The 16,611-nt window shown below is 40.2% G+C and carries 17 protein-coding genes; 8 read left to right on the top strand and 9 right to left on the bottom strand.

Annotated elements, in window-relative coordinates; all coding sequences use genetic code 11:
• Positions 1 to 232: 232 nt before the first annotated feature.
• From ABLB98_RS11325 to ABLB98_RS11315, 3 genes are all read left to right on the top strand, one after another.
• Entirely contained in the window at positions 233 to 3,085 is a 2,853-nt protein-coding gene (locus ABLB98_RS11325) for an HD domain-containing phosphohydrolase (protein ID WP_348883584.1), read from the top strand.
• Between the two features lie 233 nt (positions 3,086 to 3,318).
• A complete protein-coding gene (locus ABLB98_RS11320; RefSeq protein WP_348883583.1) occupies positions 3,319 to 4,143 on the top strand; it encodes an enoyl-CoA hydratase-related protein in 825 nt (274 codons plus the stop codon).
• On the top strand, positions 4,143 to 6,089 hold the full coding sequence (locus tag ABLB98_RS11315) for an acetyl/propionyl/methylcrotonyl-CoA carboxylase subunit alpha (protein ID WP_348883581.1): 1,947 nt from the start codon (positions 4,143 to 4,145) through the stop codon (positions 6,087 to 6,089). The genes ABLB98_RS11320 and ABLB98_RS11315 overlap by 1 nt, the downstream gene beginning before the upstream one ends.
• A 108-nt stretch (positions 6,090 to 6,197) precedes the next feature.
• Here the strand turns inward: ABLB98_RS11315 and ABLB98_RS11310 are convergent, their stop codons facing one another.
• From ABLB98_RS11310 to ABLB98_RS11295, 4 genes are all read right to left on the bottom strand, one after another.
• Positions 6,198 to 6,617: a roadblock/LC7 domain-containing protein gene (locus tag ABLB98_RS11310; protein WP_249571255.1), complete on the bottom strand. Its 420-nt coding sequence runs from the start codon at positions 6,615 to 6,617 to the stop codon at positions 6,198 to 6,200.
• 22 nt (positions 6,618 to 6,639) lie between these two features.
• Positions 6,640 to 7,182 (bottom strand): ATP/GTP-binding protein, encoded by a 543-nt coding sequence (locus ABLB98_RS11305; RefSeq protein ID WP_249571254.1) that lies wholly within the window; start codon positions 7,180 to 7,182, stop codon positions 6,640 to 6,642.
• An 8-nt stretch (positions 7,183 to 7,190) separates the two neighbouring features.
• On the bottom strand, positions 7,191 to 8,159 hold the full coding sequence (locus ABLB98_RS11300) for a hypothetical protein (RefSeq protein WP_348883580.1): 969 nt from the start codon (positions 8,157 to 8,159) through the stop codon (positions 7,191 to 7,193).
• A 165-nt stretch (positions 8,160 to 8,324) separates the two neighbouring features.
• A complete protein-coding gene (locus ABLB98_RS11295) occupies positions 8,325 to 8,660 on the bottom strand; it encodes a roadblock/LC7 domain-containing protein (protein WP_348883579.1) in 336 nt (111 codons plus the stop codon).
• A 57-nt stretch (positions 8,661 to 8,717) separates the two neighbouring features.
• Between ABLB98_RS11295 and ABLB98_RS11290 the strand changes: the two genes are divergently transcribed.
• Positions 8,718 to 9,469 (top strand): IS5 family transposase gene (locus ABLB98_RS11290; protein ID WP_099714932.1). Its coding sequence is split into 2 segments (ribosomal slippage): positions 8,718 to 9,054 and positions 9,054 to 9,469, totalling 753 coding nucleotides; the frame shifts between segments, so codons are not numbered across the junction.
• Positions 9,470 to 9,879: 410 nt separating this feature from the next.
• On the opposite strand, the gene ABLB98_RS11285 is transcribed toward ABLB98_RS11290, so the two are convergent.
• From ABLB98_RS11285 to rplM, 5 genes are all read right to left on the bottom strand, one after another.
• Entirely contained in the window at positions 9,880 to 10,527 is a 648-nt protein-coding gene (locus ABLB98_RS11285) for a hypothetical protein (RefSeq protein WP_249571251.1), read from the bottom strand.
• Positions 10,528 to 10,544: 17 nt separating this feature from the next.
• A complete protein-coding gene (locus ABLB98_RS11280; RefSeq protein ID WP_004664913.1) occupies positions 10,545 to 10,970 on the bottom strand; it encodes a ClpXP protease specificity-enhancing factor in 426 nt (141 codons plus the stop codon).
• Positions 10,971 to 10,981: 11 nt separating this feature from the next.
• A complete protein-coding gene (locus ABLB98_RS11275) occupies positions 10,982 to 11,641 on the bottom strand; it encodes a glutathione S-transferase N-terminal domain-containing protein (protein WP_348883056.1) in 660 nt (219 codons plus the stop codon).
• Between the two features lie 133 nt (positions 11,642 to 11,774).
• The gene (gene rpsI, locus ABLB98_RS11270; protein ID WP_004640839.1) at positions 11,775 to 12,161 is read right to left on the bottom strand and encodes a 30S ribosomal protein S9; all 387 of its coding nucleotides are present in this window, start codon (positions 12,159 to 12,161) and stop codon (positions 11,775 to 11,777) included.
• A 12-nt stretch (positions 12,162 to 12,173) separates the two neighbouring features.
• Complete coding sequence (gene rplM, locus ABLB98_RS11265; RefSeq protein WP_004664909.1) at positions 12,174 to 12,602, bottom strand: 50S ribosomal protein L13; 429 nt, start codon at positions 12,600 to 12,602, stop codon at positions 12,174 to 12,176.
• A gap of 263 nt (positions 12,603 to 12,865) precedes the next feature.
• On the opposite strand from rplM, the gene ABLB98_RS11260 reads away from it, so the two are divergent.
• The 4 genes from ABLB98_RS11260 (at position 12,866) to ABLB98_RS11245 (ending at position 16,526) form a co-directional block, all read left to right on the top strand.
• Positions 12,866 to 13,495 carry a hypothetical protein gene (locus tag ABLB98_RS11260; RefSeq protein WP_348883054.1) on the top strand — a complete coding sequence of 210 codons (630 nt, stop codon included), beginning with the start codon at positions 12,866 to 12,868 and terminating at the stop codon, positions 13,493 to 13,495.
• Positions 13,496 to 13,873: 378 nt separating this feature from the next.
• Positions 13,874 to 14,842 (top strand): 4-hydroxythreonine-4-phosphate dehydrogenase PdxA, encoded by a 969-nt coding sequence (gene pdxA / locus ABLB98_RS11255; RefSeq protein ID WP_348883053.1) that lies wholly within the window; start codon positions 13,874 to 13,876, stop codon positions 14,840 to 14,842.
• 32 nt (positions 14,843 to 14,874) lie between these two features.
• Positions 14,875 to 15,687: a 16S rRNA (adenine(1518)-N(6)/adenine(1519)-N(6))-dimethyltransferase RsmA gene (gene rsmA, locus ABLB98_RS11250; protein ID WP_348883052.1), complete on the top strand. Its 813-nt coding sequence runs from the start codon at positions 14,875 to 14,877 to the stop codon at positions 15,685 to 15,687.
• Positions 15,687 to 16,526 (top strand): symmetrical bis(5'-nucleosyl)-tetraphosphatase, encoded by an 840-nt coding sequence (locus ABLB98_RS11245; RefSeq protein ID WP_249571246.1) that lies wholly within the window; start codon positions 15,687 to 15,689, stop codon positions 16,524 to 16,526. The genes rsmA and ABLB98_RS11245 overlap by 1 nt, the downstream gene beginning before the upstream one ends.
• The last annotated feature ends 85 nt before the right edge of the window (positions 16,527 to 16,611 follow it).

Below are 16,611 nucleotides of genomic sequence, written 5' to 3'. Positions count from 1 at the left end.
ACCTATAACAATAGTTGTAAAATCTTTATAAAAACATCAATATTTATTTGATATCAATTATTTAATTTTTTCAATTCATCGCAATTTTTTCCCTCTGGATTGTCATGTTCAGGGTATTGACTTATGATGTTTGTGATGACCTACCAAAATAGAATGTTATACAAATACTCAGAATATTTAAAAAAATATTGGCCTTTTGTCGTGTGCAACATACAACACATGGAACAAAGATATGCAAAGCATAATGCAGCGGCTCCAACATAAATGGCGTATTCGCATGGTGATGACCATGATGATGATCATTGCCATCACATTGACATCCGTCACTTTTACAACAGTTAACTGGTTTGAGGCAAAGACTTTGCTTCTGGATGCCGCAACTAGCAAGGCGGAAATGACCAGTCAAATCACGGAACAAAAAGTACAACAAATTATTGATCCTGCTGAAGCACTGCTGCGCGTTCTGGCCTTTGATCCTGTGGTTGAAGCCAGCACATTGCCCCAGCGGTTGCAACGCCTAGAGGCCTTTACTACCAATTTGTATGCCAATCCATTATTAACGGCTGTGTATATTGGCTATGATAATGGTGATTATTTTCTGGTGAGTCCATTAACCAAGGCGACATTACGTCAGAGCTATCGCGCACCAGAACAGGCAAAATACGTGGTTCGCACATTGTTGGGACAGGTAGCAGAAAAGCGTACACACCAACTTTTATTCTATGATCAGCAGCTCAACCTGATTGAGCAACGTATAGATCCAGACTATGTGTATGATCCTCGGCAACGTCCCTGGTATAACAATGCGCTTGCCACCACAGATGTTGCCATTTCAAAACCCTATATTTATGCGGATACACCTTTGATGGGTGTAACACTTTCCATGCGCAGCAGTAATTCCCATGCGATTGTTGCGATGGATTTACCCTTAAATGGAATTAAGGATGCACTGCAACAATTGAGTATTACCCCCCATAGTCAAATTGCATTGGTGGATAGTCAGGGCGAAGTGATTGGGGTTAATACGGGGTCGGCTATTGATCAAGTCACATCCACAACACCAGCCCCTGCACTGCAACATCTGGAAAACACAGCCTTATTACAGTTGTGGCAGTTACCATCACAAACTCAGGTAATGACCTATCAGGCTGATGATCAACAATGGTTGGGACGAAAGATTGAACTTGCCCAATATCGTGAACTGGGGCTACAGCTATTGGTTGCCATTCCAAGTCAAGAGTTACTCAAGGATTTGCCTGTTTATCGTCGCCAGATGATTGGGATTGCGATTGTTTTGGGGATGTTGCTTCTTGCTTTGGGAGCATGGCTTGGACATCGTATTGGCCAGATTATTGAACAGCATATTCGTCGTGTTCGGCAGATGTCACATTTTGATTTTAGTCGTCCTAGCCCTGAGTTTAGTTTGTTGTATGAAGCCTATCAATTGACGGATGTTACGGATGATGTGAGCCGTACCATGGAAGCATTGTTAAAAATCAGTCAGGTACTGCAAGCTGAACCGCAGATTGATACCATGCTGAATAAAGTGCTTCGGTTGTTTGTAGAGGCCGCTCGTTGTGATAGTGGCGCAGTGTATCTTTACCAGTCAAAAGATAACAGTTGGCAAAAAAATGCCGCCTATGGACGACAAGATCAGGTGGATGTCGTTGCGGCACAATTGGGTAAAATTGAGAATCAGCAGCCTAACCGCCATGCCCTGTGTCAGGCCTTTGCCATACGCGGGCGTGATGGACACATTTTGGGTTATGTGATTTTAGAGCATAAAGGTGATCATGAACATACGTCACAAAATTTCCTGATTTTTAGTGAACGGTTAACTGGAATGTTGGCAATTCCAATTGAAACAAGGCAATTGATTGAATCACAGAAAGCGCTTTTGGAGGCTTTCATTCTGGTTCTTGCCGATGCGATTGATACTAAAAGTGCCCATACAGGAGGCCATTGTCGTCGTGTGCCCAAACTGGCAATGATGATTGTGGATCACTTGTCAGCAGAAACACAAGGGCAATATGCTGATTTCCATTGCAATGCGGATGATCGTGAGGCTTTCCGTCTGGCAGCATGGTTACATGACTGTGGTAAGATTACCACGCCTGAACATATTATTGACAAAGCCACCAAACTGGAAACCTTGTACAACCGTATCCATGAAATCCGTACCCGTTTTGAAGTGTTATATCGGGATGCCGAGATAGCGTGTCTAAAGGCTCAACTGACAGGAACAGAACAGGCATGTGCGGAAGCCCAGCGTGATGCACAGTATGCGCAACTACAGGATGATTTTGCCTTTATTGCCAAATGCAATATTGGAGGGGAGTTTTTAAGTGATGAGACGATTTTACGTTTAGAACAGATCGGGCAGCGAACATGGTTACGTCATTTTGATAACCGTCTTGGGCTATCGCTACTGGAACAGTCACTTTATCATAACCCTGCGCCATCACTCCCCGTACAGGAGCGACTATTGGCAGATAAACCTGAGCATATCGTTGCATGGGATGAAAATTATAAACCCCATGTAGAGCGGGATGATCCATTAAACATGCATGGTTTTGATATGCAACTTCCACATTACCAAAGAAATACTGGGGAAATTTATAATCTCAGTATTCGCCGAGGGACACTGACCAACGAAGATCGTTTTGCGATTAACAATCATATCGTCCAGACCCTGATTATGCTGACCAAATTACCTTGGCCCAAGCATTTGCAGCGTATTCCCGACCTTGCCACTAACCATCATGAACGTATGGATGGACAGGGTTATCCAAGACGCTTACAAGCGGCACAAATGTCTGTTGAGGAGCGTGTTCTGGCATTGGCCGATGTTTTTGAGGCGCTCACTGCCGCGGATCGTCCTTACAAATCTGCCAAAACCATTTCTGAGTCGCTGATGATCATGGCAAAAATGTGTCAGGAAAATCATCTTGACCGTACACTGTTTATCTATTTTGTCCAAAGTCGTTTATGGCTGGATTATGCCCAACAGTTTATTCCACCTCATCAAATTGATGAAGTAGATATAGACGCTGTGGTGCGTACCGCCAAAGCTAATCACGCATGATAATGCTTATTTTACAAACCAAGCACTTGCTTGGTTTGTGAAGTGGGGATATATTGTGAAGCATGACTGGGTTGTGTGAGGGGCTGAGGTCATGGTCATCTGGGTTATAACAATGTCATATGTTGGGCAAGGATCTTTGATCCAGGTAATGCTGCCCCTGTGATCATGTGGTTGCGTATGACGTTGATCCTGTATAGCTAACCTGTGATTAAGAATGAAAAATTAGGAATAAAATGAGTAATCTGGATACTTTACAAGTGGATGACAGCATCCAGCTTGAACGACAAGGCAGTATTTTAACGCTATGGCTGAACCGACCTGAAAGCCGTAATGCCATGAGTCTCAACATGGTCAATGCCATTCAGCAGGTCTTTGCTCATATTGTCGAAGATAGCTCGATTCGTGCCGTAATCCTGCGTGGAAAAGGCGGGCATTTCTGTGCAGGTGGTGATATTAAAGATATGGCAGCTTTGCGTGTTGAAGCGGCGAGTGTGGGCAGTTTACAGCCTTATGTTGATTTTAACCGCCGTTTTGGTGCCATGATTGAACAAGTTGATCAAGCTCCGCAAACGGTTGTTGTAATTTTAGAAGGGGCCGTGCTCGGCGGTGGCTTTGGTTTAGCATGTGTCTCTGATATAGCGATTAGTCGTGATAATGCTCAGTTTGGCTTACCTGAAACAGGGCTTGGGGTATTACCTGCACAAATTGCACCGTTCGTAGTGAAACGGATTGGGTTGACCCAAGCGCGTCGTTTGGCATTGTTAGGTTCACGTTTTAATGGTGAGACTGCGCAGAAGTTAGGTGTGATACATGAAGTTGTACGTGATCATATTGAGCTTGAGCAATTGCTTGCTGATACCATTCAACAGATCAAACGTGCTGCGCCGTTGGCATCTCGAAACACAAAAGCATTGCTACATCGAACTTTAAATGAGCCTCTAGATTCTTTACTGGATGCTGCTGCACAGCAGTTTGCTCAAGCCGTTGGTGGGGCAGAGGGGCAGGAAGGCACGATGGCCTTTATTAAAAAACGTTTGCCAAATTGGACTGAGCAATAATGAAATTTTCAAAAGTTTTAGTCGCAAATCGTGGTGAAATCGCAGTTCGGGTGATGCAAACGGCCAAAGCAATGGGCTATCAGACCGTTGCTGTGTATTCAGATGCAGATGAAAATGCACGCCATGTTCAAGTTGCCGATGAGGCGGTTTATATCGGGCCATCTAAAGTTTCAGAATCTTATTTGTCGATCACCAATATTATTGAAGCCTGCAAAAAGACAGGCGCAGATGCGGTCCATCCTGGTTATGGTTTCTTGTCTGAAAATACCGATTTTGCCCAAGCTTGTAGCGACAACGGTATCACCTTTATTGGGCCAAACGCCGCTGCGATTCATTTAATGGGCAGTAAGCGTTTATCTAAAATTGCCATGATTGAAGCGGGTGTACCGTGTGTACCTGGTTATGAGGGTGATCAGCAAGAGATTGAATACTTGGCTGAGCAAGCGGAAAAAATTGGTTTTCCATTGATGGTCAAAGCATCTGCTGGTGGTGGTGGGCGTGGTATGCGTTTGGTACACCAGTCGGCTGATTTGTTGGAAGCCTTAAAAACCGCACGTTCAGAGGCCGAAAATGCCTTTGGTTCAGGTGAATTAATTATTGAAAAAGCGGTGATCGCACCTCGTCATGTGGAAATCCAAGTGTTTGGTGATACACATGGCAATTATGTATACCTGTTTGAACGAGATTGTTCGATTCAACGCCGCCATCAAAAAGTGGTGGAAGAAGCCCCTTGTCCAGTGATGACATCTGAGTTACGCCAAAAAATGGGAGAAGCTGCGGTGGCGGCAGCAAAATCCTGTGATTATATCGGTGCAGGTACGGTTGAATTTTTACTGGATCAGTCTGGCGAATTTTATTTCCTTGAAATGAATACTCGTTTACAAGTTGAGCATCCTGTGACAGAAATGATTACGGGACTAGATTTGGTCGAGTGGCAACTGCGTATCGCCAATGGTGAAACTTTACCCTTGCAGCAGCATGAACTTAGTTTAAGTGGACATGCGATCGAAGTACGCTTATATGCCGAAGATCCACGTCAGGATTTCTTACCACAAACAGGCAAAGTATTACGTTGGCAGCCTGCGGCGTTGCCTAATGTCCGTATTGATCATGGCATGTTAGAGGCGGGTGAAATTAGCCCATTCTATGATCCGATGGTGGCGAAGGTGATTGCCTATGGTAAAACCCGTGAAGATGCTATTCGCTTATTAGCGCGTGCAGTAGATGATTGTGTATTGCTTGGTGTAAATAGCAATAAACAATTTTTGGTAAATTTATTGCGTCATCCGATTATTGTGGCGGGTGATACCAATACTGCATTTATCCAGCAGCATTTTCAGGATGATGTTAGCCTACATCAAGAAGTTCCAACCCTCGAAAGTTTAGCGATTGCAGCAACACTATTTGCGCAACACAAGGCTTCAAAAACGGCATGGCAAACAGGTATTGCAACGCCGCTACCATTAAAGTTGAAATGTGCAGATCAACAACTGTCACTACAAGTCGAGATGGATCAACAGCAAGTTACCGTGCGATTATGTGATCAGCAAAGTACGGTGGATGTGGTTGAGATAAGTGATACTCAGATCATCTATAAGGTTGATGGCGTGCGTCGAAAGTTGAGTTATGTACTTGATCAAAATCAACTCTATTTAGATACAGCAAATGGTAATTTAGTGATTGAAAATATCACCTATGCCGCACCTGAAGCTGCTGAAGTGGTAGGGGATGGTAAAATCCGTGCGCCGATGGATGGTGCGATTGTGAATCTGTTGGTTAATGCTGGAGACACGGTTGTTAAGGGACAAACCTTATTGATCTTGGAGGCCATGAAAATCCAACAACAAATCAAGTCGGATGTTGATGGTGTGGTAGATGAGCTGATTGGTCAAATTGGACAACAAGTGAAAAAACGACAATTATTATTAAATGTCGCAATTGCATAAAATGTGTAAATTAAAAAGCTAGGTTCCACGCCTAGCTTTTTAATAGCTTTTCAACCGTGATCAGTGAGTGTGTAGAATTGCCTTTCGGATTAATCAATGAGTTAAGGATTATGTTTGATCAGCGGCTACAATCGCTGCACTAGCCTGTTTTAAGCTATAAAGTAATTGTCCTAAAAGAACGTCTTTATTACTTAATGTCACCATCACCATCGGATGGTGTGGTGCAGGAATCGAAGTTAGGATTGCCTTACCATTCTCCGCATCCAGGGTGATGCTTTGACATCCAGTCAACTGGATTTCATTTAAGAATGCACTGACCATTGCCAGAATGGAACTGCTGACAGCAGCCAACTTGGTACTGTTATAAGGATTCTTCTTATAAACGGAAGCCAGTTCAAATCCATCTGTTGAACAGAGCATGATGTAATCAATACCCCGAATGTTCATTAAAATATCATTGGCCTGAGCTTTCGCCATTTGAATAAGTTCTTTGGGTGCTGTACGTTGTTGACTCGGGATACTGAACATAATTCTTCTCTTTATAAAGTGATTAATTTGTTGCTTTTAAATTGACTTCTAATGCCGCGATGAGTGATTCAATCATGAGCAGAACATGCTCCTGTTTACGGGCATCAATAAAAAACAGGGGATATTGATACTCATTCTGGATCAGCCACTCCCGATAAATGGAAGTAGAATGTTCCTTATTTTCATCGACATGCGTAATACCAATCGCAATATTTCTGGTATAGTCCTTAAATGTGTCAAGGTAGCCCTCAAGCTCTTCAAGGGGAACCTTGCTGTTGTGGTCGACTAATAGAATAACACCTAAAGCACCCTGACAGATAACAGGCCAGATAAAGTCAAAACGCGATTGCCCAGGCGTTCCATATAAACCAATCTTTACGCCATCATCTAATGTGATTTCACCATAATCAATACCAACTGTCGTTTGCATTTTATTATGGGCCTGAGAGTCTGTATTGAATGCTTCGGTGGCAAGGACAGGAATTTCAGAAAGGGACTTAATCGCTTCTGTCTTACCTGCACCCATGCTTCCTGCAAACACAATTTTATATTGTTGAAGAATCATATTGTTCCTTAAAGTCCAAAGCGACGTCTGATTTTGCCGAAAAATTTATTAAAAAAGTTGTGTTCTTCAACAGGCTGTTCGGCTGCTTCTGATTTCAAATAATGACTTTCTGTTGCTGGAATAATGTCTCCATTATTTGAAATGATGCAGGCAGCAATAAATTGTTGAACCGTTTGAATTGGGATTTTTAATTGCGTTGCCACTTGTGAAAGTTGAGCTCCTTGTATAAAACATGCTGAAAGCAAAAGTATAATTTTTCGATCCGTACTTTGACTAGGTTGAGGCCAATGTTCAATTTTAAAATATTCATTTTCATTCGGCGCAAGTCTTTGAAAATCTAAAGAATGCCAAAATAAATTCCATAACCAATCCTGTAAGTCATATTCAACTTTACGAGAAACTTTTGTGCAATCAAAAGTGGTCGCAAATTCATATTTAAAGCTATGATTGGTTTGCGTGTGTATGCGAGTTGGTTCTAACCATGCAATCTGACTACGCGTATCAATGATCGCTAAAGTCCCATGATCATCAAAAAGATGAAGTCGGGCATTTTCTGGATTCAGCATGTCTGTTAAAAACTTTTTATTGACCGCATCATGTCCTGAAACAGGCTCTATCTTGGTGTGTTGCGATTGTTGCTTGGATAGATAACTTAAAAGACGAAGATGAATCCATTTTTTCAATGCATCGGTCTGTTGAAAGGGTAAGTAAAGTGTATCGTATTCTTCTATGTTACAAGTTCCTGGCCCTTTGGAAACCTTTAAGCAGGGGAGTTGTTTTTGTTCTAAAATACGTTGAATGCTTTCAGTATTAAAAAAATTTTCATTTATGAGTAGTAAGTCGATATTTGGATCGGCAATGTTAATCCAGTTAATGCCAAATTCATGAGGTATTGTTTTTCTAAGTTCTATTTTTAATTCATCTGAAACCTTTAAACTTATACCCGAAATCGCGATATTAATGCAATGCCCATTCATAGTATCACTTTAATAATTTATAAAATATTGGACTGCACAAAACTAGTCTTTATAATAGAGACTAATAATAGACCGCTTGTATATATTTATCTTCTTATTATAAATAAAGAAGATGAAAATATATACAAGAAGTCTAATTATATTAAATCATTGTGTAATTGCCAATTAAGCAAAGTCTAACTCTTTTTCAAATGTTTTTAACTCATGTCGAGCCATTGCCAGATTAGATTTAGTGCGGTCCAATACCAGATAAAGGAACAGGTTGCCATTGCTTTCCAGAGGGCGGATCAAGTGATATGCCTTACCAAGGGTGATGAGAATATCTTCAATATCATCATTCAATTTCAGTGAGTTAGCAACACGGCGTTTTGCTCGAACAACCTCAGTGTTACCCGCAGCTGCCAATTCTAAATCAAGTGTGCCCCCACCTTGAGTTGCCAGCGCTAAGCCACTTTCAGTGTCTACTAATGCCGCTGCCACAAAACCATCAATATTTGTCAAGCTTTCTAGGGCTTGTTGAGAATTAACAAAGGCAACTGATTAATTTATAATAGTACTATGGATAGATACATACTTACTGATGCCCAATGGGCAAAAATGGAACCTTTTTGCCTAGGTAAAGTGACCGATCGAGGTCGTAGTGGAAAAGATAATCGATTATTTTTAGAAGCAGTTCTATGGATTGCCCGTACAGGCAGTCCATGGCGTGATCTACCTGCTCATTTTGGTAAATGGAATACCGTCTTTAAAAGATACCGTGATTGGGTGAAAGCTGGTGTATTTGAAGCTATTTTTGCATCTGTAAATGAAGATGTTGATTTGGAATACGCCATGATTGATGGAACGATTGTTAAAGTTCATCGACATGGCCAAGGTGCAAAAGGGGGACTTTCAAACAGTCTATAGGTAAATCTCGAGGTGGAATGACCTGTAAAATTCTTGCCTTAGTGGATAGTCTAGGCAACCTCATTAAGTTTCGATTAATGCCTGGTCAATATCACGATTTAGTAGAAACCAAACCTTTAATCGAAGATGTTGATTTTCAAGCATTACTAGCGGATAAAGCATTTGATGCAGATTGGCTCATCCAAGAACTCAATGAACGTAAAGTGAAAGTGGTGATCCCACCTAAATCTAATCGAAAAGTAATGAGAGCATTTGATACGATTATGTATAAATGGCGTCATCTCATTGAAAACTATTTCTGTAAGTTAAAAGAATTTAAACGTATAGCGATGCGTAGTTGTAAAACAGATACGAGTTTTGAAGCCATGATTCAATTGTGCGCGAGTTTAATTAACTCTCGGTAATTCTCAACAGACCCTAGTGAAATTTTAGCCATGATATTATCTCTACTGATACATCTTGTTTATAAAGTAATCTTCCCTACTTTTGTTTTTGATTCGTTTTCAAAAGTAGATAGTCTCATTATAGGAAACTCTTTTATTAAATCAATAAGACTTTAAAAGTATCAAAATCACAGGATCGCTAATCATTGATAATTTTTGTCAAATAAACAAATTAAAATGCCAATTAAAGATAATAATTTAAATTTAATGTGATTTTTACCACAAATACAGGGTGATTTTAAGTATTTTTTTTATTGTAAATAAATGTAAATCTTTATAATTATATAGTTTTTCTTATTTTAGTATGATTTAAATATCTGTAAATGTTTGATAAAGAAAGTAATATACTTTCTTTATCATTTTTAATATGCTTAAATAGTCGTCAGCTGAATGTAGCTGCAATATAAAAATAATAAAATAATAAGTGCTGTTACAGGTGCAATAATAAAAGACCATGTCGGTGTAGTTGGTTCAGGAGTTGAAATTTCTTCAGTATGTTGTGCTTGATGTACCATTTGATTAAATTCCTGTATCGTTGTCTCTAGAGAAACTTCTTGCTGTATGACTGGTTTTGAACCTAAAAGTTCAGTGAGTTGGTTGGTTGACCAAACCCAATCTTCTGCTTGTCCAGATAAATGTTCTATTTGACCTAAGAGAAGCTCACTAAAACCTGTTTGACCAAAGCTACCTGTTTGGTCTAATTGATTTAATTCTGCGAATTGTAAAGTGAGTATTTCTGAAATACTTGACTCTAACTCAGAAGGGCTTAAAGCGGATTGATTATATGCAGAGGTTGTAAGATGTCTAGCTATTCCTTGGATATAAAGGGGATCAGATGTTTTTATTTCCTGATAAAGTTTTTGATTATCTTTTTTCCAAAGACTGACCAGCTGTCCAAGAGCAAGCATATTCACTTCATCAATAAAATAAAGTCTTTCTTTTGATGAGTGTTGATCAAAGAGCTGTGGTTTTTGAAGTTTAATTTGTTCAGAAAAGTATTGAACTAAGTCAAATGCCATCGTGCATTTCCTCGCTTTTAATCTAAAATCCTAAGAGAAGGTTTTTTCTTATTCGGTTCGGCTTCTTGCTTTTTATCTTCTATTGGAGTTTCGATAGTCTCTTGAATATCGCCATATTCGCTTGGATCAAAAAATAAACCTTGTCCATTTTCTCTAGCATAGAGCCCTAAAACAGCGCGAATAGGTACATAAATATCTTTTGCTACCCCACCGAAACGAGCTGAAAATGAAATAGCATCATTATCCATATGAAATTGATGGATTGCATGGGGTGCCAGATTTAAAACGATTTGTCCATCTTTTACAAATTGTTGAGGAACATCTGTGTGTTGTTGTGTTGCATCAACGAGTAAATAAGGCGTCAATTGGTTATCACAAATCCATTCATAAATGGCACGTGCAAGATAAGGGCGTGTGGGTGTAACATTTAATTGATCTGACATAATTTACAAGCTTATTTAATCATAGGAATTAAATCATTGTAGCTGTTTTTTTCTTGAGCTGTCATTGATTTAATGAAAGATGGGCGACTGAAAACACGATGACAATATAAAAAAATAGGTCGGCAATGTTGCGGTGGAAGTTCAATTCCCATACTTTTTAATCTAAGAAAAATTGGTGCGAGCATACAATCTAAGATTGAAAACGTCTCAGACATAAAAAAAGGAAAATGTTGGAATAATGGGGTGAGTGAAATAAGCGTATCTCTAAGTTCTTTCTGGGCTTTTTGTTTTTCTTGCGGGTTCAACGTATCGGTATGTCTAAGCATTTGATCTGCAAGCTTGAACCAATCTTGTTCAAAACGCCAAATATATTGACGTTGCTCCGCTCTGGCCATTGGAGCATCCGCATAAAGCTTATTTTGACGATAGCGATCATCCAGATATTCACTAATGATATTTGGTGAAAAAAGTTTTAGATTTTGTTCAATCAACATAGGAAGTTGATTGTAGGGATTGAGATCAGCCAAATCCTCATCTTCATGATCAGTGATAATGAGCTGATATTTAATCTGCTTTTCAGCGAGTAAAAAGCGAATCCAATGTGAGCGGAAATCATCTGCATGACTATAAAGTGTAATGCCCTGAACTGGGGTCGTTTCAACAGATGACATATCACAAAGCTAATCAAGTAAACGGTTTAGCATACTAAAAAAATATAAGAAAAGCATCTTAGAAATATATAGATCTATATAAATAAAAAAACCTCGGATAAATCCGAGGTTTTTTGTCCAATTCGTAAAACGATTAACGTTTAGAGAATTGAGGACGTTTACGAGCTTTACGTAAACCAAGTTTCTTACGTTCAACTTCACGAGCATCACGAGTAACGAAACCAGCTTGACGAAGAGCAGGTTTTAAAGTTTCGTCAGCAGCGATCAATGCACGAGTAATACCGTGACGGATAGCGCCAGCTTGACCACCAATACCACCACCTTTAACAGTGATGTAAAGGTCAAATTTTTCAGTAACTTCTAAAAGCTCTAAAGGCTGACGTACAACCATACGAGCAGTTTCACGACCGAAATATTGCTCTAAAGTACGATTGTTGATTACGAGTTTGCCTGTACCAGCTGATAAGAAAACACGTGCAGTTGCGGTCTTACGGCGACCTGTACCATAATTAGTAGCCATGTGCTGTATCCCTTAGATGTCCAAAACTTGTGGCTGTTGAGCAGTATGAGGATGCTCGCTACCAGCGTACACTTTCATTTTTTTGATCATTGCATAACCAAGAGGACCTTTTGGTAACATACCTTTAACAGCTTTTTCTAAAACTGCTTCAGGTTTGTGAGCGATTAACTTTTCAAAGTTAGTCTCACGGATACCACCAGGGAAACCAGTATGGCGATAGTATTTCTTATCAAGTGATTTATTACCAGTCACTTGAACGTGTTCAGCATTGATCACAACGATGTAGTCACCAGTGTCAACGTGAGGAGTATAAGAAGTTTTGTGCTTACCGCGTAAACGACGAGCGATTTCAGTCGCAAGGCGACCTAAAGTTTTGCCAGAAGCATCAACAACATACCAGTCGTGTTGAACTTCAGCAGGCTTAGCGCTGAGAGTTTTCATTAACCACTACCTATTATAGTTGGTTTGAGCAAGGAATCGCCCAAACAAAAGGAGACCGAATTCTATATGAATTTCTAAAATCACACAAGAACAATTCATTGTTAATGTCATATTTTGCTGCAATGTGACTGATTTTGTAACTATATCGCCGTTAATTTTGAGCTACATTTTTTGGCTTGAGAGGCGGTGGTATTTGACTTATCATTTTTCAATTAATTATTTGAAATAAGTAGAAGTATTTACCTCTTCTTTTGGGGAATTTGATGAAATTGTCGTTTTCTACAAACATTATTGTAATCGCTATTTGCGTAATAGCTTGTTCCACACAAGCGAATGCACGACGCCTCTACAAATGGGTCGATCAGGGCAGTGTAACCAATTATTCTGAATTTCAGCCCAAAGAAGGTACAAGTCGTAAAGTTGAAGTCTTGGAGACTCGTGGTGAGCATGTTGATCCAGCAATGATGGTCACTGCTGAAATGAAACCACTTGAAATACCAGATGATCAAACGAACCCCTTAGCACAACCCTCAAGTTCTTCAGTGCAAGCAAATGCTCCCCTGCATCAACAATCATCGCAGACTATTGTAAAACAAGGTGCTATAGCATCTCCTTATACTTCTCACCCAGTAAATACGCCTCCATTGCCAGAAAAGAAAGAACCACAACTTGTGCAGCAGCCTCAACCTGTAGAGAAAAAAGAGCCGATTGCAAATCCATTTATAGAGAAGCCGAGTAGTGTTGCGGTTGTTGCGGTAGAAAAGAAAGATGAGACAGCGGTTGTTCAACCTGAGAAAAAGGTACAACCAAAAATTAACCCATGGACTCGTCAAGTTGAATTTGTACCTTCTAATCTCGTGCCTGAAAATCTGCCTAAAGCGAAAAAACCTTAAAAATTTCAAATTGTTCGCTATTTAGTTTTATTCTCTTTCTTGATTGCTTCTTATTTAGGAGGGGCGCGCTGAGAGGGAATAGAATTTGATGGATAATCATTTTAAGTGTTTCATCATTTTAAGTGTTTCATCAGCGTTATGTTGTGGCATCTAATCGCTCTAATGTTATTCCGATTGATTTTCTTTAGTCGCATTTAAATTCTATTTTTATAGTTTATATTCTTGTATTTATTGGTAAAAATAAATTTATTGTATTTATTGTTTATCAGCTTGTAAATTTTCACTTCATATTTTTTCAAAAACTTTTGCTTATATGGGGAGTGGATTGTTTTTTTCGGTAAACTATAACGTAATGCTTAAAATTAGAATTGGTGAGTCATGTTGCCTTTGTATGTCACTTCTGGCGAACCAGCCGGAATTGGACCAGATATTTGTCTAAGTCTAGCAAACCGTGTTGATGAGCGACCGATCGTTATTTTGGCTGATGTCCAGATGTTGCAGCAGCGCGCCAAACAGTTAAATATTGATGTTGAACTTATTCCATTTCAGGGCGAAAAACGGTCGAGTTTAGCAGGGCAGCTTTTCGTTGAGCATGTGCCTTTAGCAAAACCTGTTATTTTAGGTCAGTTAGATTCAGCCAATGCTGCTTATGTTTTAGAGCAATTACGTCGTTCAGCTGACTATGCGATGTCGGGGCGGAGTGTAGGGGTTGCTACAGCGCCAGTGCAAAAGTCGATTATTAATGATGCAGGCATTCTATTTAGCGGACATACTGAGTTTTACCAAGAGTTTGCAGGTGTGGATCGTGTGGTGATGATGTTGGCGACTAAAACATTGCGTGTTGCATTGGCAACCACACATTTGCCGTTGCGAGATGTACCTGATGCGATTACTAAAGAGCGTTTGCATCAAGTGATTGATATTCTGATTCAAGACTTAAAAAGCAAATTTAAAATCGCACAACCACGCATTCTGGTCTGTGGCTTAAATCCACATGCAGGTGAAGATGGTTATTTAGGTCGAGAAGAAATCGACGTGATTAATCCAGTGCTAGAAAGCTATCGTGCACAAGGTATAGGGATGAGCCTCTGTTTGCCTGCAGATACCTTATTTACCCCAGAAAATCTAAAAGATGCAGATGCTGTTTTAGCAATGTATCACGATCAAGGTTTACCTGTGTTAAAATCACAAGGCTTTGGTAAAGCAGTAAACATTACATTAGGCTTGCCATTTATTCGAACTTCGGTCGATCATGGTACAGCACTTTCTCTTGCAGGCACTGGACAAGCAAAAGCATCAAGTTTGCAGGTTGCAGTGGATTTAGCACTTGATTTAGCCCGTCAGTAATGGGCGAGTAAATTATTCACGTTGGAATTATTATGTATCAAATTAATGCCCTAAACCCTAAAGATGAAGGGCATCAGGCTCGAAAACGTTTTGGTCAAAACTTCTTACATGATCAACGTGTGATTGCCAAAATTGTACGTTCAGTGAATCCGCGTGCGGGTGAAAATATTGTCGAAATTGGACCGGGTTTAGCTGCATTGACCTCACCTTTAATTGGCGAGTGTGATGCGTTGACCGTGGTTGAGCTAGATCGTGATTTGGCTGCCGGCTTACCGGGACGTGTGCCACATCCTGAACGACTGACCATTATTGAAGCCGATGCTTTAAAATATGATTTCACGCAATTGTTTCAAGACGGTCGTCCACTACGTGTGGTGGGAAATTTACCCTATAATATTTCTACGCCTTTGTTGTTCCATCTCTTGGAGTTTGGTGACAAGGTCAAAGACATGCATTTCATGTTGCAAAAGGAAGTGGTTGATCGTATTACGGCAACACCAAACACCAAAGAATATGGTCGTTTATCGGTGATGATTCAGTATTACTGTAAACCGACTTTCTTATTTGAAGTGCCACCGGGTTCATTTAATCCGCCACCAAAAGTAACATCAGCCGTATTTCGTTTGGAACCTTATGACGTAAAACCGATCGTAGCAAAAAATGAGAAAGCATTGGCGCGTTTAGTGGGGCATGTGTTTACCCAACGTCGTAAGACCTTGCGCAATAGCTTAAAAGGGATGTTGGCAGAAGATGGCTTTGAAAAAGCAGGTGTTGATCCGATGGCGCGCCCAGAAACCTTAAGCTTGGCTGATTTTGTCGCACTTTCTGATCAGATGGTATCTTAATGTCTAAACGCTATAACTATGTCATTGGTGATGTACAAGGTTGTTTTGAAGCGCTGAAAGCGTTATTGAAAGAAATTCGCTTTGATCCAGATCAAGACTTTTTATGGTTTGCGGGTGATTTAGTTGCACGTGGCGAAAACTCGGTGGGCGCATTACGCTTTATTAAAAAACTGGCTGATCGTGGTGCTGCTGCAACTGTATTAGGTAATCATGACCTGACCTTGATTGCTTGTGCCCGTGGTTTTAAAAAAGTTAAAGATAAAGATCGTACTCAGGATGTGATTGATGCGATTGATGGCGATGAGTTGATTGATTGGCTGCGTAAACAGCCGTTAAGCCTATCTCCAAATGCACAGACCTTGATTTCCCATGCAGGTGTGCCGTGTATCTGGAATGCCGAAAAAACGGTGGCATTGGCACAAGAAGTCCAGCAGGTAGTGGGTCATGACGATCTTTCGATTTTAGATAGCTTTCTTGCCGAGATGTATGGTTCACAACCTGATTTATGGTCAGATGAGCTGACAGGTATGGCACGTTTGCGCTGTATTACCAATTATCTGACCCGAATGCGTTTGACTGATGCCGAAGGGCGTTTAGAGTTTGACTTTAAAGATGCACTTGATGCGCCGATGCCAACAGGCTTTCAGCCGTGGTTTGAGTTTGATAGTCAGGCTGCACAGACTCATCAAATTATTTTTGGACATTGGGCGGCCTTACAGGGTAAAACTATTAGTCCTCAAATTCAAAATGTCGATGGTGGTTGTGTTTGGGGACAGCAATTGATGGCGTTCCGTTTAGAAGATCAACAGCTTTTCGCTGTGGATAATCCTTTGGCTTGATTAGCCTGTGATCTCTTTTAAATGTCCATTTTCATATTGAAATCGGGCATTTTCTATTTTTAAGACTGTCAAAAAACTGTCATAC

It is taken from the genome of Acinetobacter yuyunsongii (assembly GCF_041021915.1).
Classification (GTDB): domain Bacteria; phylum Pseudomonadota; class Gammaproteobacteria; order Pseudomonadales; family Moraxellaceae; genus Acinetobacter.
This window is presented reverse-complemented; position numbering and strand designations above follow the sequence as displayed.